At 36.7% G+C, this 19,070-nt stretch carries 16 protein-coding genes; 10 read left to right on the forward strand and 6 right to left on the reverse strand.

Annotation, left to right across the window (positions count from 1 at the left end; translation table 11 throughout):
- The coding region (locus VB776_RS23740) for a hypothetical protein (protein ID WP_323699334.1) at nt 1–233 on the forward strand (233 nt) is incomplete at its 5' end.
- Nucleotides 234–387: 154 nt separating this feature from the next.
- On the forward strand, nt 388–561 hold the full coding sequence (locus tag VB776_RS23745; protein ID WP_323699335.1) for a hypothetical protein: 174 nt from the start codon (nt 388–390) through the stop codon (nt 559–561).
- Nucleotides 562–1,008: 447 nt separating this feature from the next.
- Here the strand turns inward: VB776_RS23745 and VB776_RS23750 are convergent, their stop codons facing one another.
- The 6 genes from VB776_RS23750 to VB776_RS23775 all read right to left on the reverse strand — a co-directional run bounded on the left by VB776_RS23750 (nt 1,009) and on the right by VB776_RS23775 (nt 6,571).
- On the reverse strand, nt 1,009–1,635 hold the full coding sequence (locus tag VB776_RS23750) for a class I SAM-dependent methyltransferase (protein WP_323699336.1): 627 nt from the start codon (nt 1,633–1,635) through the stop codon (nt 1,009–1,011).
- A 61-nt stretch (nt 1,636–1,696) separates the two neighbouring features.
- Complete coding sequence (locus VB776_RS23755) at nt 1,697–2,611, reverse strand: NAD(P)/FAD-dependent oxidoreductase (protein ID WP_323699337.1); 915 nt, start codon at nt 2,609–2,611, stop codon at nt 1,697–1,699.
- 132 nt (nt 2,612–2,743) lie between these two features.
- The gene (locus tag VB776_RS23760) at nt 2,744–3,076 is read right to left on the reverse strand and encodes an L-rhamnose mutarotase (RefSeq protein WP_323699338.1); all 333 of its coding nucleotides are present in this window, start codon (nt 3,074–3,076) and stop codon (nt 2,744–2,746) included.
- Nucleotides 3,077–3,151: 75 nt separating this feature from the next.
- A complete protein-coding gene (locus tag VB776_RS23765) occupies nt 3,152–3,748 on the reverse strand; it encodes a gluconate 2-dehydrogenase subunit 3 family protein (protein ID WP_323699339.1) in 597 nt (198 codons plus the stop codon).
- Between the two features lie 4 nt (nt 3,749–3,752).
- A complete protein-coding gene (locus VB776_RS23770) occupies nt 3,753–5,477 on the reverse strand; it encodes a GMC family oxidoreductase (RefSeq protein ID WP_323699340.1) in 1,725 nt (574 codons plus the stop codon).
- A 65-nt stretch (nt 5,478–5,542) separates the two neighbouring features.
- A complete protein-coding gene (locus tag VB776_RS23775) occupies nt 5,543–6,571 on the reverse strand; it encodes a LacI family DNA-binding transcriptional regulator (RefSeq protein ID WP_323699341.1) in 1,029 nt (342 codons plus the stop codon).
- Between the two features lie 408 nt (nt 6,572–6,979).
- Here VB776_RS23775 and VB776_RS23780 point away from each other — a divergent pair, with 408 nt between their 5' ends.
- The 8 genes from VB776_RS23780 (at nt 6,980) to VB776_RS23815 (ending at nt 18,451) form a co-directional block, all read left to right on the forward strand.
- Nucleotides 6,980–8,377: a Gfo/Idh/MocA family protein gene (locus VB776_RS23780; protein WP_323699342.1), complete on the forward strand. Its 1,398-nt coding sequence runs from the start codon at nt 6,980–6,982 to the stop codon at nt 8,375–8,377.
- A 244-nt stretch (nt 8,378–8,621) separates the two neighbouring features.
- Entirely contained in the window at nt 8,622–10,004 is a 1,383-nt protein-coding gene (locus tag VB776_RS23785; protein ID WP_323699343.1) for a putative oxidoreductase C-terminal domain-containing protein, read from the forward strand.
- A 15-nt stretch (nt 10,005–10,019) separates the two neighbouring features.
- Nucleotides 10,020–11,180, forward strand: coding sequence for a Gfo/Idh/MocA family protein (locus tag VB776_RS23790; RefSeq protein ID WP_323699344.1), 1,161 nt, complete (start codon nt 10,020–10,022; stop codon nt 11,178–11,180).
- A 229-nt stretch (nt 11,181–11,409) separates the two neighbouring features.
- The gene (gene uxuA, locus VB776_RS23795) at nt 11,410–12,621 is read left to right on the forward strand and encodes a mannonate dehydratase (protein WP_323699345.1); all 1,212 of its coding nucleotides are present in this window, start codon (nt 11,410–11,412) and stop codon (nt 12,619–12,621) included.
- A gap of 186 nt (nt 12,622–12,807) precedes the next feature.
- Nucleotides 12,808–14,916, forward strand: a complete 2,109-nt coding sequence (locus VB776_RS23800; RefSeq protein ID WP_323699346.1) for an alpha-glucuronidase family glycosyl hydrolase — start codon at nt 12,808–12,810, stop codon at nt 14,914–14,916.
- 212 nt (nt 14,917–15,128) lie between these two features.
- Nucleotides 15,129–15,878, forward strand: a complete 750-nt coding sequence (locus VB776_RS23805; RefSeq protein ID WP_323699347.1) for an SDR family NAD(P)-dependent oxidoreductase — start codon at nt 15,129–15,131, stop codon at nt 15,876–15,878.
- Between the two features lie 291 nt (nt 15,879–16,169).
- Nucleotides 16,170–17,159 (forward strand): glycoside hydrolase family 43 protein, encoded by a 990-nt coding sequence (locus tag VB776_RS23810; protein WP_323699349.1) that lies wholly within the window; start codon nt 16,170–16,172, stop codon nt 17,157–17,159.
- Between the two features lie 17 nt (nt 17,160–17,176).
- Nucleotides 17,177–18,451: an MFS transporter gene (locus tag VB776_RS23815; RefSeq protein ID WP_323699348.1), complete on the forward strand. Its 1,275-nt coding sequence runs from the start codon at nt 17,177–17,179 to the stop codon at nt 18,449–18,451.
- The last annotated feature ends 619 nt before the right edge of the window (nt 18,452–19,070 follow it).

The raw sequence follows: 19,070 nt of genomic DNA on the forward strand, positions 1-19,070 counted from the left end.
ATTTTATCAAACAAGATGTCGATTGCATTTTACTAAATTGGCATTTCATCAAACAAGATGTCGATTGCATTTTACTAAATGGGCATTTTATCAAACAAGATGTCGATTGCATTTTACTAAATTGGCATTTCATCAAACAAGATGTCGATTGCATTTTACTAAATGGGCATTTTATCAAACAAGATGTCGATTGCATTTTACTAGATGAGCATTCTATCAAACAAGATGCTTAAATACTCGTTCAATTTTTAGAGAATTTAGTAATACTTTAAGGTCGCATTTAAGTAATTTGTGAGGAATAAGCATGTCCCGATGATAACTAAGTTCACAAAAGTCCTAAAAATCCACTTCTTATTGGATAGGTCGTAGTCAAGATATTTTGAAATTATGACTGCTATTCCCATCAAAAGAAACCAAACTGAAAAAAATAACGATAGGTACCCTCTTATCAAAGTGGTAACTAAATCGTGGATTAATCCACAAAAAATGAATGTTAGAATTACTGCAAACCCAATTGGGAACACTTTTTTCAAAGGCTTGAATATTTTTGACCCTAAATAGTACCCGAAAATTGGGTTCCAATAATTCCAAAAAGCAGAAAAATTTTTCGCCCCAAGTGACCTTTCCAAATTATTGCGAAGAGAATTTGAATGCCCAATCGGAACCCCATTTCTCTTTTTTACATATTCTGATAGTTTCATTTACTTGTAGGATTCAGTGTTCAATCAATTATTTCGAGGCTAAGTTATTAATAAGCTGGATAAAGAATACTAATCAGGGCGAAGTATCAAGTTATTTTTAATTTCTTTTTACTTACTGTACCATTACCAGTCATGGCATGACTACTAGATTTAATGAAAGTCATGCCATGAGTATTTATCTATTATTGCAGTACGGACTTTAGCAATATGGAGATTCAAATTGGAAGGGATAGATTTATCTCTTTGTTTTATCTGTAAAAAACATTGCTAAATTCTGAAGACACTATCCCTTACTCTGTGTAGCTTTCTAGCTACTTCCTTTCTTGCATTTAATCAAATAGAATGGAAAATTCTCGCTAACCTCTGTGATTTCAAATAATCCAGCTTTACTAAATTCGTCGTTGATTGAGGCAATATCATAAAAATACATTTGTACTCCTTCAAATATTTCGTAGCGGTCTTTACTGATAAATTTGCCTTTGCGATAGGTAGGTGCTTCTTTTGAAATAACGGGAAAAACCATATAGCCATCATCTGTTAGTTGGTTATAGCAGTCACGGATTAGCTTTTTTCGTTCGCTATCATCCAATAAATGAATTAAAGCATAGCAAAATATGCCATCATATTGGCAATTGTCAAATGGCATATCAGTTACAGAACCATGATAAATGGTCATATCTGTGCCATAATGTTTTCTTGCCATTTCAATAGCTGTTTTAGATATTTCTATTCCTGTTACGGCGATTCCATTATCTTTAAAAATTTGAGCATTCCGACCGTACCCAATGCCGGGGATAAGTATGTTTTTTATTGAATTTTGGACAAAGAAATCCTTTACCAATATAGCAGAATTAGAAGGGTCAAAGCCCCACATTTCATGCTTTTCAATAAAGTTGGCTTCCCAGAATTCTGGTTTTTCGTTTTCGTTTGTCATAATATTTTTCTAAAAGGACTATCATTTTTTAAAATAATAAGGCTAATCTCACAGCTTTTAATCATCTAAAAGCTTCATTAATTAATTCATGGTTAATCAATGCACCAGCCTTACTTCCTGCTCCGATGGCATTGCTTACCGACCTAAACATCGTAGTGTTATCACCAGCAGCAAAGATTCCTGCAATATTGGTTTTTTGAAAATCATCTATTTGTATATGACCTTGTTCTGTCAAAGTACAACCCATTATTTCGGGAAGCTTACAATGTTGCTCAAAGGGAATTCTAGCATAAAGTGTTGCTATACTTTGTTTCATGCCATTTTTGAAAACAATCTGTTTGATTACTCCATTTTCGTGTTCAAAACTATCGATTTCATCTTCTACAATATTAATGTGATGTGCCGAAAGTTTTTGATTTTGTTCTTCCGTCAAAGTAGCTTTACCATTAGTGAAAAGAGTAAGTTGTTTTGTCCAATTACTGATTAGCTTACTGAATTCAAAACTCATTTCACCATTGCCCAAAATGCCCGTATTTTGTTCTTTTACTTCATAACCATGACAGTACGGACAATGTAAAATCGAAATCCCCCAGCATTCCGAAAAGCCTTTTATATCAGGCATAATGTCAGAAACACCTGTAGTAAACAAAAGCTTTTTAGCGATAAAATTTTCTCCGTCAGCTGTTTGTAATTCAAATGTTCCATCATTCGTTTTGTTTGCTTTCGTTACCAATCCTTCTAAAAAAGTAACGGTTTCGTAGGCTAATACTTGGTTTTTAGCTTTTTCTGTAATGGCACTTGGTGTTTCACCATCCAGTGTGATAACATTATGAGAATGTGGCGTTTGGATATTACAAGGCTTTCCGCCATCGATGATTAAAACTTTTCTAAGTGACCGCCCCAGAGCCATACCCGCAGAAAGTCCTGCATAACTTCCTCCAATAATAATTACGTCAAATTGATTTTCCTTTGTCATATTAGTGTGTTTTATCTTTAGTAAGACAAAGGTATGTTATTTTATGCAACAATGTTGCATAAAATAAGCTGTATATAAAAAATCCTGTAAAGTTTTTTAAAACCTTACAGGATTATGTGTTATTAAGAATAATTATGCCAACTTAAATATTCTATCCATCAAAAGCCATTTTTCACCCTCTTTGGCGATGGGTAAGGCTGATTGATATTTCCACATCAGGTTTTCCCATTCTTGTACTTTGGGATTGTTGGCATCCATTTCTCCTTTTTGGGTGAATGAAAAATCGTCTTCAGTTTCCATAATCATAAATAATCGGTTCATGATTCGATAGATTTCCATATCAATAATTCCAACGTCTAAAATACTCGCTCTAATTTCCGACCAAATATTTTGATGATAGGCTTCGTATTCAGCGATAAGGCTTGGGTCATCTACTAAATCAAGTGCAAGGCAAAATCTCTTCATTGCTTATTTTATATTTTTTAAATGATATACCCAAAAGTAAAAAAAGTAACGGAATACTCTTTTGTTGGCTAAATCTTACTCATTCCAAGCATTTCCTACTTGACTTAGAGGCATACAAGCAATAAATTCTCCAGGAATTGGGTCATAAGAAAGGATTTCTTTCCCTACTTTTTCAGAAGTATAATAGCCTAAAAGCGTCAGACTTTTTACTCTTCTGAAAAACGCCACGGGGTCGGGTTTGGCTACCAAAGTAATTCCCCAAGCTGAAGGTGGTAATTTGCCTGCTTCTTTATCAGCTTTCAGTAAAAAGACTTCTCTTTCTTGTTGATTACATTCAATAAAAGGCTTTTTATTGGCTTCTTCACAAGTTTCATCAAATTTTTCTAAGTCTTCAATAAAAGCTTTTTGGTCTGCTTCCGAAAGCATTTCTTTCAACATTTTATCAATAAACTGAGGCACACCCAATTCTTTTGCTCCGGGCGTTTCGGTTTTTGGTAAAATCGTTTCTGCAATTTCAGCAATCAAATTTGCTTGATTATTGGATAGAAAAACTGGTTGCCAATTCAATTGAGCTTCTTTTTGACAAGCAATAAAAAGCTCGGACAAAGCTCCAGCCGACAGGCTGTAACCCAAAAATAAAGTAGTATTTTTAAGGACTTCTCTGCGGTTCATAAGGCTACAAATTTTTACGGTTCAACTCACTAACAGCAAAATCAACAGCTCGTGCCGTCAATGCCATATAAGTAATTGAAGGATTCACACAAGAAGAAGAAGTCATACAAGCACCATCCGTTACAAAAACATTGGAAACTCCATGAATTTGATTATTGCCATTCAATACTGAAGTTTTGGGGTCACGACCCATGCGGGCAGTGCCCATTTCGTGTACGCCAACGCCTAAACCGCCAGCATTATCAAAGGTTTTTACATCTTTGAAACCTGCTTTTTCCAACATTTCAGCGGCATCAATTCTGATTTGTTCACGCATTTTCATTTCGTTTTCTTTCAAACCTGCGTCAAAAACCAATTGTGGAATACCCCATTTATCAGTTTTTTTAGGGTCTAATGTTACTTTATTTTCGTGATATGGCAATACTTCTCCAAAGCCCATCAATGCCATTCCCCATCCGCCCGGTTTGAAAAGCGATTCTTTAAAACTTGCACCAACACCTTCTTCGTTTACGCCTCTTCCCCAATTTCCTCTGCCAGCACCTGCTCCTTGATAATCGTAGCCACGCAAGAAATTTGGATTTTTAGAAGCCTCATCCAAATTCACAAATCTTGGAATAAACAAGCCCGTTGGTTTTCGTCCTTTATAATATTGGTCTTCAAAACCTTCATGCGAACCCATTGCACCTGTTCTGTAATGATGATCCATCAAATTATGTCCTAATTCTCCGCTATCATTTCCCATGCCGTTGGGGAAACGACTTGATTTTGAATTCATTAAAATTTGTGTCGTGGCAAGCGTTGAAGCACAACTAAAAATGATTTTAGCTTTGAAGATGATTTCTTCTTTTGATTCGCTGTCGATTACTCTTACGCCTGTAGCTCTTTGTGTTTTTTCATCATAAATGATAGAATGAACGATAGAATTTGGACGGATAGCGAAGTTTCCTGTATTGTTTGCTGCTGGTAAAGTAGCCGAATTACTGCTAAAGTATGCTCCAAATGGACAACCTCTTGAACAACGATTACGATTTTGACATTTCCCACGACCCAATGCTAAATGTTGTGGTTGTGGTTCGGTGAGGTGAGCCACTCGTCCCGTAGTAACGGGGCGACCGTTAAATTTTTTCGCTACTTCTTGGCGAAAATGTTTTTCTAAACAATTCAGTTCGATAGGAGGGAGGAACTCGCCGTCTGGCAAATGGTCTAAACCTAATTTTTCACCACTTACGCCTACAAATTTTTCAACATAAGAGTACCACGGAGCTAAATCCTTGTAGCGAATGGGCCAGTCGATACCGATGCCTTCTTTGGCATTGGCTTCAAAATCTAAATCACTCCAGCGATACACGTGTTTTCCCCAAGTAAGCGAACGGCCGCCAACATGATTACCACGAATCCAGTCAAAACGCTGTTTTTCTTGGTAAGGGTTATCAATATCGTTTGTGAAAAAGTGTTTTACCGATTCACCTACAAAACCACTTCTAATTTGAATATGCTGTTTTTGCTGGTCTTCATAACTGAGTCCGCCACGATGAGCCATATCCCAATGGTCTTGCATCATCGTTGGATAATCTTCCACGTGGTTCACCATTCTTCCTTTTTCAAGGACTAAGGTTTTCAAGCCTTTTTCCGAAAGTTCTTTAGCAGCCCAACCGCCACTCATGCCAGAGCCAATCACGATGGCATCATAGCTATAATCTTTATTGATTTTTGTGTTAAGATTTGGCATAAATTAATTATTAAATTGCATTCCTCTAAGGTCGAGTTTATTTTTTAGAAATGCAATTTGCCTCATCAAGAATGTGTCAAAAACAAACTTGACTCTCGCACAATCAGCTCAGAACGCAAAGTAATTGTATTGGTTGCATCTAAATTAAAATTGCCTTTCAGGTGATTAATCATACTTTTTACCGCCATTTCTCCCATTTCTTTGGCAGGATAATGAATGGTAGTGAGTTTTGGAGAAATTACTTGGGATACTGGGTCATTATTAAAACCAACCACCGCAATATCATTTGGCACAGTAATATCCAAATCCTTTAAAGTGGCAATACAACTTACTGCACACAAATCACTGGATACAAAAAGGGCATCTGGTTTAATTGGAAGTGCTTTTATGCGATGAGCTACTTCTTTTCCTGCTTCAAGACTTAAAGCTGTAACCCACACATTTTCAGATTTGAAAAGTATCCCAGATTCAGAAAGTGCTTGCTGATAGCCTTTCAGACGGTCGGAATATACATTTCTTTTTAAATTACCTGTTATGTGAATAATATTTTTAAAACCCTGTTCAATCAGGTGTTTTGTAGCTTCATAACCGCCTTTGGCATTATCAATGACGATATTGGGGCAATCACTATTTTCAAAAATACGGTCGAAGAAAATTAAGGGAATCTTCTTTTTCAAGAAAGGCTGAAAGTGTTCAAAAGAATCGGTATCAAAAGCTACTGAAACCAACAAACCATCTACACGACTATTGAACATGGTTTTAGTATTGGCGATTTCTTTTCTTTGAGATTCTAATGATTGACTAATGATTAAATTAAAACCTTCATCATTGGCAACTTTTTCCATGCCAGCAATAACGGTTGACATGATATAACTGTTCAGTCTCGGTACGATTACACCGATAGTATTGGTTTTTTGCTTGCGTAAATTACTGGCAAATTTATTAGAACGATAACCCAATTCTTCTGCTTTAGCATTAATCAGCACTTTTGTTTTTTCATTGATGGCTGGATGATTATTTAACGCTCTACTAACAGTTGCGGGAGATAATTGTAGCTGACTAGCAATGTCATAAATGGTTATTTCTTTGCCCATGATATAAGTTTTATAATCAGCATCATTTTCTGGGAATTAGAAAATATGTTTATCTGAGTCTTCAATTGAATAATTATGTTACAAGTATAAAACAATTTTATGCAACAATTAGAATAATTGCATTTATTAATATTTGTTAAGCTTTAACCTTACTTAACCTGTTTGTTTAAATAAAGGGCTAAAATGCTTATTTTAGGCAATTTAAGTTATTTTTATTGATTGCAATAATAATATATTTCAAATAATAATTGTAAAAAAACCAATGCAACCGATTGCATAATAAAAATTAATTTTCATCTTTACATCGTCATTGAAAAATTATTTGACGTTCAGATAAGTAGAAGTCTGTCATGAGGATACTTTTTGGAAAGAAGACTATGAAAATCATTTTAAATTTTGATAAATGCTATGTCACAAGAAGAGAAAAACATCATATCAAGAAGACAATTTCTTGATTTAGGTATCAAAGGAACCTTGGCAAGTACGGTGATTGCAGGTTTTCCCACGATTGTTCCAGCTTCGGTATTTGGGAAAAATGCTCCAAGTAATCGAATCAATATTGGTGCGATTGGAACTGGAAGAATTTCCCGTGGTCATGATATGCCAGGTGTTTGGAAGTATGATAATGCTCAAATTATGGCAGTTTGCGATGTGGATGGTAATCGTGCTGACTTAGCAAAAAAATTAGTGAATGAGTATTATACCAAAAAATCGGGAAAAGATTTTGATGGTGTAAAGGCTTATACAGATTACCGTGAATTATTGTTGAATAAAGATATTGATGCTGTTTTGGTAAGTACGCCAGACCATTGGCATGCTCCGATTGTGATTCATGCCGTTGGTGCAAAAAAGGATGTTTATATGCAAAAACCTGCTTCTTTGACGATTTCGGAAGGAAGAATGATGGCAGATGCTGTAAAAAAATCGGGAAGAATCGTACAAGTTGGCTCACAGCAACGTTCGTCTAATCAATTTAGATATGCCGCCGAATTGGTCAGAAATGGCAGAATCGGTACTTTGAAAACGGTTTATGTAGGTTTGCCGGGCGACCCATCGGGCGATGAAGAGGCAGAAATGCCAATTCCGAAAAACTTAAATTATGATATGTGGCTTGGCACAACGCCCGAAGTATATTATACCGAAAAAAGAGTGCATCCACAAGTTGGTTTTGACCGTCCGGGTTGGTTGCGTTGCGAACAATTTGGAGCGGGTATGATTACTGGTTGGGGTTCACATCATATCGACTGTGCACACTGGGCGATGAATACAGAACATACGGGACCAATCGAAATTTGGGGGAAAGCAGATTTCCCTAAAAAAGGACTTTGGAATGTTCATGGTATTTTTACGACAGAAGCCATGTATGAAAATGGCGTAAGAATGGTAGTAAGTAATGAATTGCCGAATGGTATCAAATTTGAAGGTACAGAAGGGTGGATTTTTGTTTCGAGAGGCGATTCATCGGTTACAGCCAGCGATCCAATTGCAAAACAAATGGCCGCTAAAGCCCTTGATGCCAGCGACCCAAAAATTATTACTTCGGTGATTGGCGAAAACGAAATTCACTTGCCCGTGAGTAAAGACCATCATGGCAACTGGTTGGAAAGTATTGTTTCCAGAAAAGAACCTATTGCACCTGCGGAAGTTGGGCATCGTTCATGTACAGCTTGTTTGTTACACCATGCAGCAATGAAATTGAATCGTAAATTGTACTGGAATCCAAAACAAGAACGATTTATCAATGACCCAGAAGCGAATTTATTATTAGCCAGAGAACAAAGAAAACCTTATGCGATAAAAATATAATGGATTTCGGGTGTCGGATTTCAGATTTCGGATTTAGAAATATGACATAGCTTTCGGCTTTCAGATTTATAATTAATACACAGAGAAACGCAGAGCATACACAGAGTTTCTCAGAGATTAGCGAAAATACGCTGTGAAACTCATTAAAACTCTGAGAACCTCTGTGTATAAAATTGACCCTCAATCAATTAATAAAGCAAATAGAAAAAAGCTCAAGGCTCATAACTCACAGCTAAAAAATACCATGAAATATATTCATATCAATAAAACACTGTTAAGTATAAGTTTGGGTTTGTCTTCGGCTGTTTTTGCACAAAGTCAAAAACAAACCGTAAAACTTATTACACTTGACCCTGGACATTTTCATGCGGCTTTGGTGCAGAAAAATATGTATCCAGAAGTAAGTCCGACCGTGCAAGTATATGCACCTGTGGGAAATGATTTGCATTATCATTTAGATAGAATTAATTCCTACAATTCAAGGGCTGATAAGCCGACGGATTGGCATGAAAAAATATATGCAGGCAATGATTATCTGGAAAAAATGCTTGCTGATAAAGCAGGAAATGTAGTCGTGATTGCAGGGAATAATAGAATTAAAGCCGATTATTTGGCAAAGTCTATCGGTGCAGGCTTTAATGTTCTTTCAGATAAACCGATGATTATTGATGCCAAAGATTTTCCGAAACTGCAAGCTACTTTTAAAAAAGCATCTGAAAAGAAAGTACTGCTTTATGATATTATGACCGAGCGTTATGAAATCAGTACGATGTTGCAAAGGGCTTTTTCGATGATTCCTTCGGTTTTTGGTAAACTTGAAAAAGGTACACCCGAAAACCCAGCCGTTACCAAAGAAAGCGTTCATCATTTCTATAAATATGTTTCTGGAAGTGTATTGACAAGACCTACTTGGTTTATGGATGTAGCCCAGCAAGGCGAAGGGATTGTAGATGTTACGACGCATTTGGTCGATTTGATTCAATGGGAATGTTTTCCAGAACAAATCATTGATTACAAAAAAGACATCAAAATCACCAATGCTAAACGTTGGACGACAGATATGACTTTAAATCAATTTAAAACCATTACTAAAACAGAAGGTTTTCCAACATTTTTGAAGAAAGATTTAGCCAACGACACTACTTTAAAAATCTATGCAAATGGCGAAATCAATTATCAATTGAAAGGCGTTCATGCCAAAGCTTCTGTGATTTGGGCTTATAAAGCACCCGAAGGCGGTGGCGATACGCATTACTCCATTATGCGTGGCACAAAAGCCAATCTCATCATTCGTCAAGGAGCAGAACAAGCTTATAAGCCTACTTTATACATTGAACCTGTGAATGTTTCGGGTAATTATGAAGCAGAGCTTTCAAAGGCAGTAGCTGATTTACAAAAGGATTTTGCAGGAATTTCGGTGAAAAAAAATGCCAAAGGTTGGGAAGTAATCATCCCAGAAAAGTACAAAGAAGGACATGAAGCACATTTTGGAAGAGTGACAGAAAAATACTTAGAATTTCTGAAAGTAGGAAAGCTACCGAAATGGGAAGTACCGAATATGATTTCAAAGTATTATACCACCACTAAGGCTTTAGAATTAGCTAAGAAAAGTAAATCAGGTAAATAACAACTGAAACAAATCATGGAAAAGGAACAAAATAAACGTAGAGATTTTATTAAAAACACAATTACTTCGGCGGCAGGTTTAGTATTATTACCCAATGTTTCTCAGGAAATAATGGCTAATTCTACCAAAAGTCAAACGAGTGTTTCACCCTATCTTCATAAAAATATTGCTCCTAAAATCAAATTTGCCGTGATTGGCATGAATCATGGACATATTTATGGTCAAGTAGAAGCCGTTATTCGTGGCGGTGGAGAGTTGGTTGCATATTTTGCAAAAGAGGCAGATTTGTTGAGCAATTTTGCTAAAAGACATCCCAATGCTAAACAGGCTTCAAGCGAAGCAGAAATTTTGGAAGATAAGTCTATACAATTGGTTTTGAGTTCTGCGATTGCCAGTGAAAGAGCGCCTTTAGGCATCAGAGTAATGAAACATGGTAAAGATTTTATGTCTGACAAACCGGGCATTACTACACTTGAACAATTGGCAGAAGTAAGAAAAGTACAAAAAGCAACTAAGCAAATTTATTCAATTATGTTCAGTGAACGCTTTGAAAACAAAGCTACTGTAAAGGCTGGAGAATTGGTAAAAGCTGGAGCAATCGGAAAAGTAGTTCAAACAATTGGCATGGGTCCACATAGAATCAATCTTGCGTCGAGACCAGCTTGGTTTTTTGATAAAAAACAATTTGGTGGTATCCTTTGCGACATTGGCTCTCATCAATGCGACCAATTTTTATTCTTTACAGGTTCAACGAAAGCGGAAGTTGTAAGCTCGCAAGTAGCGAATTATACCCATAAACAATATTCTCAGTTTGAAGATTTTGGCGACATGGTTTTGCGTGGAAACGAAGGAACAGGCTATGTAAGAGTCGATTGGTTTTCACCAGATGGTTTAAAAACATGGGGTGACGGTCGCTTGACGATTCTTGGTACAGAAGGCTATATCGAAATCCGTAAAAATATCGATATTGCACTTCGTGATACAGGAAATAATTTATACTTGGTGAATAACAAAGAAACTAAATATATAGATTGTAGCAATGAAGTATTGCCTTATGGAGAACAATTAGTAAACGATATTGTGAACCGTACAGAAACAGCCATGAGCCAAGAACACTGCTTTTTAGCCACAGAATTGTCGATAAAGGCACAAAAAATGGCTCGTACTTTGGTTTAGGTTTTTAGCTTTGAGAAATGAGCGACGAGCTTTTTTATCATTAAACCAAAAAAATAAAGCGATGTAGCGGCAACCCTTGCGGTTGCCCTTCCATTGCATTAAGGCAACCGCAAGGGTTGCCGCTGCAAAGACAAATTCAGAAATTTTTAATAAATAGATTTATTGAGAATTAAGTACTTGTTTATCAATAATTTAATTAAAAATTAAAAACTCAAAATTCACAACTCAGATGATGAACACAATGCGTTGGTTTGGCCCCAACGACCCAGTTTCTTTGATGCACATTCGCCAAGCAGGTTGTACAGGCGTAGTTTCTGCCTTGCACCAAATACCTGTTGGAGAAGTTTGGACAATTGAAAAAATCAAAGAACGTATTCAAATCATTGAAGTGGATAATGATAAATTTACTCCCCTTACTTGGGCGGTTGTAGAGAGTTTACCAGTTCACGAAGACATCAAAAAAGGTTTATCTTCGAGAGAAATCTACATTGAAAACTACAAGATTTCACTCCGAAATTTAGCAACTTGTGGCATCAAAACGGTTTGCTATAATTTCATGCCCGTATTGGATTGGTCACGAACAAATCTGAATTATGAAATGCCCGATGGCTCAAAAGCCTTGCGTTTTGTTTGGGAAGATTTTGCACTTTTTGATTTATACATTCTGAAAAGAGTAAAAGCTCCTTTAGATTATTCAGAAGAAGTACAAGCTTCAGCTTTGGAGAAATTTCAGAAAATGTCTGCCGAAGAAATCGCTTCGCTGACGAATACCGTTTTATTAGGTTTACCCGGTTCGGAAGAAGCATTTGAACTAAATAATTTTCAAGCTTTATTAGATAATTACAAACATATCGGTGATGCAGAACTGCGAGCAAACTTATATTATTTCATTCAGCAAATTGCTCCATTGGCACAAGAATTAGGTGTGAATTTATGTATTCATCCCGACGACCCACCAAAATCTTTGTTAGGTTTGCCCAGAGTCGTAAGTACTGAAAATGACTTAGCTCAATTGATGGACGCTTGCGATGTAGTAGCCAACGGCATTACTTTTTGTACGGGTTCTTTGGGCGTTCGAGAAGATAATGATTTACCAAAAATGATTCAACGCTTTGGTGAACGCATTCATTTTATTCATTTGAGAAGTACAAAAAGAGAAGAAAATCCATTGAACTTTCACGAAGCCGCACATTTGGCAGGCGATGTTGATATGTACGAAGTGGTGAAAGCAATTGTGTTGGAACAAAATCGTAGAAAAGCCGCCAATGAAGGTGTTTTTGCGATTCCGATGCGACCAGACCACGGACATTTAATGTTAGACGATTTAGAGAAAACAGGAGAAATTAAATCATATCCTGGTTACGCTGCCATTGGTCGATTGAAAGGTTTAGCAGAATTAAGAGGGTTACAAATGGGGATTGAACGTAGTTTGGAGAGTTAAAAGAAATTTGAACGTCTCGCTCTTTCTTTTAATTTAAAGTATAACCTAAGAATATATAAATACTTGATAATCAAAATAAAATAACCTCACCCCCGACCCCTCTCCTGCTGAGAGGGGAGAAAAGTTTGTAGTTTAAAGCTCCCCTCTCAACAGGAGAGGGGCTGGGGGTGAGGTTACACAACAAAAATGTTCAAAAAAATACTTTACCTTTTATTGCTTTGCCTAAGCACAAAAACCTTTGCAGACGATGGCTATCGTTTGTGGTTGAAATATGATTTAATCAAGAATCAGCAAGAACGAGAAAGCTATGCTCGGCATACAAAATTCATTGTGGCAAATACGGAATTTGAAATCCTTAAAACGGCTTCAAGTGAATTGCAATTGGGTTTAAAAGGCTTATTGGGTAAAACTGTTCCTGTTGTTGCTACTTCAAAAAGTACTGGAGGGATTATTTTTCAATTGACTTCCAATAAAGATTTAAACGAAGAAGGCTATTCGATTACAACCCAAAATGGTAATATCGTCATCAATGCCAATACTGAAAAAGGCATTTTGTACGGTACTTTTGAATTACTCAGAAGTATTCAAACGGGAAAATCTTTGACGAATATTTCGATGGTAAGTAATCCTAAAATTCAATACAGAATGTTGAATCATTGGGACAATCCACTCGGAACAATCGAAAGAGGTTACGCTGGTTCTTCTCTCTGGAAATGGTACGAACTACCCGAAAATATCGACCCACGCTATAAAGACTATGCCCGTGCGAATGCTTCAATTGGTATCAACGCCACGGTGGTAAATAATGTAAATGCCAGTGCAAGATTTATGACAAAAGAGTACTTGTTGAAAGTAAAAGCTTTAGCAGATGTTTTTCGTCCTTATGGCATCAAAGTATTTTTATCTGTCAATTTTGCAGCTCCGAAAATTCTCAAAGGAGCAAAAACTTCCGACCCACTCGACCCACAAGTGCGTGCTTGGTGGCAGGCAAAAACAAAAGAAATCTATAGCATTATACCAGATTTTGGAGGATACTTGGTAAAAGCTAATTCTGAAGGAGAACCCGGCCCACAAGATTTTGGCAGAACTCATGCCGACGGAGCAAATATGTTGGCAGAAGCGCTGAAACCATATTCTGGCGTAGTGATTTGGCGGGCATTCGTGTATAAATCAAGTTCAAAAGACGATCCTAAAGGCGACCGCTACAAAGAGGCTTACAAAGACTTCAAACCTTTGGACGGACAATTTGATAAAAAAGTAATTGTACAAGTAAAAAATGGGCCGATAGATTTTCAGCCACGTGAGCCTTTTCATCCGCTTTTTGGAGCAATGCCGAAAACGCCTTTGGCAATGGAGTTTCAGATTACACAAGAGTACTTAGGTTTTACTACCAATTTGGTGTATTTAGCTCCATTGTTTAAAGAGTGCTTAGAATCAGATACTTATGTGAAAGGAAAGGGTTCTACAGTGGCAAAAGTTGTGGATGGTTCTTTGCATAATTATCAATTAACTGCCATCGCTGGAGTCGCCAATACGGGTTCGGATAGAAATTGGACAGGACATTTTATGTCGCAAGCCAATTGGTATGCTTTTGGTCGTTTGGCTTGGAATCATGAATTATCATCAGAACAAATTGCTGATGAATGGGTGAAAATGACATTAAGCCATGAGCCAAAAACGGTTAAAACTGTCACCAAACTTTTGATAGAATCTCGTGAAAACTATGTGAATTTTACTACTCCTTTGGGTTTACATCATATCATGGGGCAAGGTATTCACTTTGGACCAGAACCGTGGTTGATGAAAAGCGACCGTCCCGATTGGGCTTCGGCGTATTATCATCGTGCAGATACTTTAGGAATTGGTTTCGACAGAACAAAAAATGGTTCGGAAGCACTTTTACTTTACACGCCAGAAGTACAAAATCAATGGAATGACCCAGCCAAAACGCCTTTACCGTACTTATTGTGGTTTCATCATGTTGGCTGGAAAACAAAATTATCAACAGGCAATATCCTTTGGGACGAACTCTGTACTCGCTATTACACAGGTTTACAATCTGTAAAAGATATGCGTAAAGCATGGAATACGGTAAAACCCAATATTGACAAAGAGATTTTTGAAGACGTAGCTGGACGTTTGGCAGTACAAGAAAGAGAAGCCATTTGGTGGAGAGACGCTTGTGTTTTGTATTTCCAACAATATTCAAAAATGCCAATTCCTGCTCAATTCCCGAAACCAGAAAGGAGTTTGGAAGAAGTTAAAAAATTGGTGGAGATTTATCAGTTGAGGTAGTTTTTTAGCTGTGAGCGATGAGCTCTGAGCTTAAAGTTTGACACAAAGTAACACAAAGAATTAAAAGAGTTTCACAGAATTTTGTTATGATAATATTTCTCTGTGAAACTCTTAAAAGCTCCGCTAAACTCAGTGTCATAAATGCGTTCTTAAATACTTTAAATTAAAAAGCTCATAGCTCACCGCTCGTAGCTAACAGCTTAAAAAAACTTATGTTTTCATTACAAGGAAAAATTGCCCTAATTACTGGGGGCGGAAGTGGAATTGGCTTTGCCATTGCTCAGTGCATGATTCAAGCAGGAGCGAAAGTAGTCATCACGGGCAGACGTGAACAAATGTTGAAAGATGCCGTAGCTGAATTGGGCGAAAATGCTTTTTATTTCGTCAATGATGTAACGGCTTTAGAACATTTAGAAGATTTAGTGGAGCAAATTGAAACGCAAATTGGTGCGATAGATATTTTGGTCAATAATGCTGGAATCAATATGAAAAAGTTTGCTATAGAAGTAAGCGACGAAGATTTCAGCCGGATTGTCAATACCAATTTGAATGCCGTTTTCGCTTTGACTCGTACTTGTGCTAAAAGAATGTTGGTCCGCAAGAGTGGTACAATTTTAATGATTTCTTCCATGGCTGCCTATTATGGTATTGATAGAGTAGTGGCTTATACCGCTTCAAAATGTGGCGTGGAAGGCATGGTAAAAGCTTTGGCAATGGAATTTTCAACACAAAATGTGCGAGTAAATGCCATAGCACCAGGATTTATCGAAACGGCAATGTCAAAAACCGCCATGAATTCTGACCCAGCTCGTAAACACAAAGCCCTCGACAGAACACCAATGGGTTATTTTGGTCAGCCCGAGGATATTGGTATGGCAGCAGTATTTTTATCTTCCGAAGAAGCAAAATATATTACAGGAGCTTCGCTTCCTGTGGATGGAGGAAATTCTATTGGATTTTAAGCGATAGGCATTAAGCTGTATGCTTTAGGCTATCAGCTACAAAACATTTAAAGCTTACAGCCTAAAGCCTACCGCTTAAAGCAAATAAAGTGTTCCGATGTGTTCTATGATTTTATTGTAATAATCTTGAAAAAGATAGATATTATCATAAATTTGTCTAATTGAATTCGATTTCAATCATAAAAGACAAATCCAAGGACTTACAACTCAAAGCTCAAAGCTTACAGCTCATTTCAAATTTTATTATCCATGAAAAAACAATTTTTAACTGCTTTATTTCTTGCCAGCTCAATGGCTGTTTTTGCACAAAGTAAAAAACCTATTTCTCAACCTTTGGTTTCGCATATTTTTACTGCTGACCCCTCGGCACATGTATTTAATGGGAAAATCTATATTTATCCTTCACATGATATTGAATCTAACACAAAGCAAAATGATGATGGCGGTCACTTTGATATGAAAGATTACCATATTTTATCAATGGATAAAATTGGTGGAAAAGTAAAAGATAATGGCGTTGCTTTGGATATTAAAGATATTCCTTGGGCTGGTCGTCAATTGTGGGCGCCAGATGCAGCTTTCAAAAATGGTACTTATTATTTGTACTTTCCCGTGAAAGATAAAAATGATGTTTTCAGAATGGGCGTAGCTACGAGTAAAAGTCCTGTTGGTCCATTTAAAGCTGAGAAAGAACCAATCAAAGGAAGTTTCAGTATTGACCCAAGTGTATTTAAAGATACTGATGGCAATTATTATATGTACTTCGGTGGTATTTGGGGTGGACAATTACAACGTTGGAAAACAGGTACTTATGAACAGAATGGAAAGTTGCAAGATGATAGTCAACCTGCATTATCTCCTAAAATTGCAAAATTGAGTAAAGATATGTTAAGCTTTTCCGAAGAAGCAAAAGACGTAAAAATCCTTGATAAAAACGGAAATGAATTATTAGCAGGCGATAATAAAAAACGTTTTTTTGAAGCTTCTTGGGTTCATAAATACAAAGGGAAATATTACTTTTCTTATTCAACAGGTGATACTCATTTAATTGCATACGCTACTGGCGACAAACCTTATGGTCCCTTTACCTATCAAGGTGTGGTATTGAACCCTGTTGATGGCTGGACAAACCACCATTCAATTGTTGAGATTAAAGGAAAATGGTATTTATTTTATCACGATGTTCAATTGTCAGGAAAAACACATTTAAGAAACGTTAAAGTGACGGAATTGAAACATAATCCTGATGGAAGTATTCAGACAATCACCGCTTACAAATGATTCTTTAACAATTAACTATGAAAAAATCAGGTACTTACCGTTGGACGATTGTCGCCCTGTTATTCTTTGCCACCACCATCAATTATCTTGACAGACAAGTAATTGGCTTATTAAAACCGACACTCGAAAAAGAATTATCTTGGACAGAAAGCGATTACTCTAAAGTTGTCATGGCTTTTACGGCAGCCTATGCCATTGGTTTATTGATATTCGGAAGAATTATTGATAAAATCGGTACTAAATTGGGCTATACTATTTCCATTATTATTTGGAGTATCGCCGCAATTTTTCATGCAGCTGCCAAAACTACTTTAGGCTTTAGCATTGCCAGAGCCTCTTTAGGATTTGGTGAAGCTGGGAATTTCCCTGCCGCTATCAAATCAGTGGCGGAGTGGTTTCCTAAAAAAGAAAGAGCTTTAGCAACAGGAATTTTTAATTCAGGGGCAAATATTGGAGCAGTTGTTGCACCCATTATGGTTCCTTGGATTTTGGGAGCTTATGGTTGGGAAGAAGCCTTTATCATCACAGGTGCGATAGGTTTTGTTTGGTTGATATTCTGGTGGCTTATTTATGAATTGCCTGCACGCAAGAAAAACCTTTCAGCCGAAGAATTCCAACATATCCACAGCGATAATGAAGAAGAAATTACAGGTGCTTCTGTACCGTGGCTTCAATTATTTAAGTATAAACAAACATGGGCTTTTGTAGCGGGTAAATTCCTGACCGACCCAATTTGGTGGTTTTTCTTGTTCTGGTTGCCTTCTTATTTTTCTTCAACTTTTGCCTTAGACTTAAAAAAGCCAAGTTTACATTTAGCAGTACTTTATACTTGTACAACCATTGGAAGTATCGGTGGCGGATATTTGTCGGGTTATTTTATCAAAAAAGGTTGGACGGTCTTCAAAGCTAGAAAAACAGCGATGTTTATTTTTGCGATTGCCGTAACACCCATTATGTTAGCTCGTTACGCTTCTGATATTTGGGTTGCTGTATTTTTGATAAGCTTGGCAGCTTCGGCTCATCAGGCTTGGAGTGCCAATATTTTCACCATTGTTTCAGATATGTTTCCGAAAAAAGCCATTAGTTCAGTTGTAGGCATTGGCGGAATGGCAGGTTCTTTAGGAGGCGTTTTATTCCCTTACTTCATCGGAATTATTTTGGATAAGTACAAATTATTGGGTGACCTCAACGGTGGCTATAATATCATCTTCTTAGTTTGCGGATTTGCGTATTTGTTGGCTTGGGGAGTTATTCATTTACTAACCCCCAAAATGAAAAAAGTAGATTTGTAAATAAGGTGAAGTATAAACCATAAAATCCCCCAATTAGTAATTTACTGATTGGGGGATTTTTGTTTTTGGGTAGCTTTATAGGATGTTGGTTAAGCGAAGTAATAAACCAATAAAGAATTAACAGTGTGCAAAGTTTTGAATCATAAATGAGGAATGTATAATTGACATAACGCTAAATGAAAGTGCCATAACGCCAAAGTGAATAAGGATAACGCCAGATGTAAATGACATATATCAAGATTAAATAGACTTAACGCTAAATACAAGTGGCAATTATCAAGATTAAATAGACTTAACGCTAAATACAAGTGGCAATTATCAAGATTCAAGTGCCTTGTCACTAAATGTAAGTGACATATATCAAGATTAAAATGCCTTATCACTAAATGTAAATGACATATATCAAGATTAAAGAGCCTTATCACTAAATGCAAGTGGCATATATCAAGATTAAAGAGCCTTATCACTAAATGTAAGTGACATATATCAAGATTAAAATGGACACTATCCCTAATTTTGTGTAAGTTGTTTTTTGTATTGATTATTTGTTTTTGATTCTTTGGTCAAAAATAAGGTAAAATTGGTTGATAATAATTCCCCAGTTATGAATGGGTTTAGT

It is taken from the genome of Arcicella gelida, from assembly GCF_034931025.1.
Classification (GTDB): Bacteria; Bacteroidota; Bacteroidia; order Cytophagales; family Spirosomataceae; genus Arcicella; species Arcicella gelida.

Coding starts and splice junctions, on each gene's coding strand:
- VB776_RS23745 (WP_323699335.1), top strand. CDS start 388: ATGACTGCTATTCCCATCAAAAGAAACCAAACTGAAAAAAATAACGAT.
- VB776_RS23750 (WP_323699336.1), bottom strand. CDS start 1,635: ATGACAAACGAAAACGAAAAACCAGAATTCTGGGAAGCCAACTTTATT.
- VB776_RS23755 (WP_323699337.1), bottom strand. CDS start 2,611: ATGACAAAGGAAAATCAATTTGACGTAATTATTATTGGAGGAAGTTAT.
- VB776_RS23760 (WP_323699338.1), bottom strand. CDS start 3,076: ATGAAGAGATTTTGCCTTGCACTTGATTTAGTAGATGACCCAAGCCTT.
- VB776_RS23765 (WP_323699339.1), bottom strand. CDS start 3,748: ATGAACCGCAGAGAAGTCCTTAAAAATACTACTTTATTTTTGGGTTAC.
- VB776_RS23770 (WP_323699340.1), bottom strand. CDS start 5,477: ATGCCAAATCTTAACACAAAAATCAATAAAGATTATAGCTATGATGCC.
- VB776_RS23775 (WP_323699341.1), bottom strand. CDS start 6,571: ATGGGCAAAGAAATAACCATTTATGACATTGCTAGTCAGCTACAATTA.
- VB776_RS23780 (WP_323699342.1), top strand. CDS start 6,980: ATGTCACAAGAAGAGAAAAACATCATATCAAGAAGACAATTTCTTGAT.
- VB776_RS23785 (WP_323699343.1), top strand. CDS start 8,622: ATGAAATATATTCATATCAATAAAACACTGTTAAGTATAAGTTTGGGT.
- VB776_RS23790 (WP_323699344.1), top strand. CDS start 10,020: ATGGAAAAGGAACAAAATAAACGTAGAGATTTTATTAAAAACACAATT.
- uxuA (WP_323699345.1), top strand. CDS start 11,410: ATGATGAACACAATGCGTTGGTTTGGCCCCAACGACCCAGTTTCTTTG.
- VB776_RS23800 (WP_323699346.1), top strand. CDS start 12,808: ATGTTCAAAAAAATACTTTACCTTTTATTGCTTTGCCTAAGCACAAAA.
- VB776_RS23805 (WP_323699347.1), top strand. CDS start 15,129: ATGTTTTCATTACAAGGAAAAATTGCCCTAATTACTGGGGGCGGAAGT.
- VB776_RS23810 (WP_323699349.1), top strand. CDS start 16,170: ATGGCTGTTTTTGCACAAAGTAAAAAACCTATTTCTCAACCTTTGGTT.
- VB776_RS23815 (WP_323699348.1), top strand. CDS start 17,177: ATGAAAAAATCAGGTACTTACCGTTGGACGATTGTCGCCCTGTTATTC.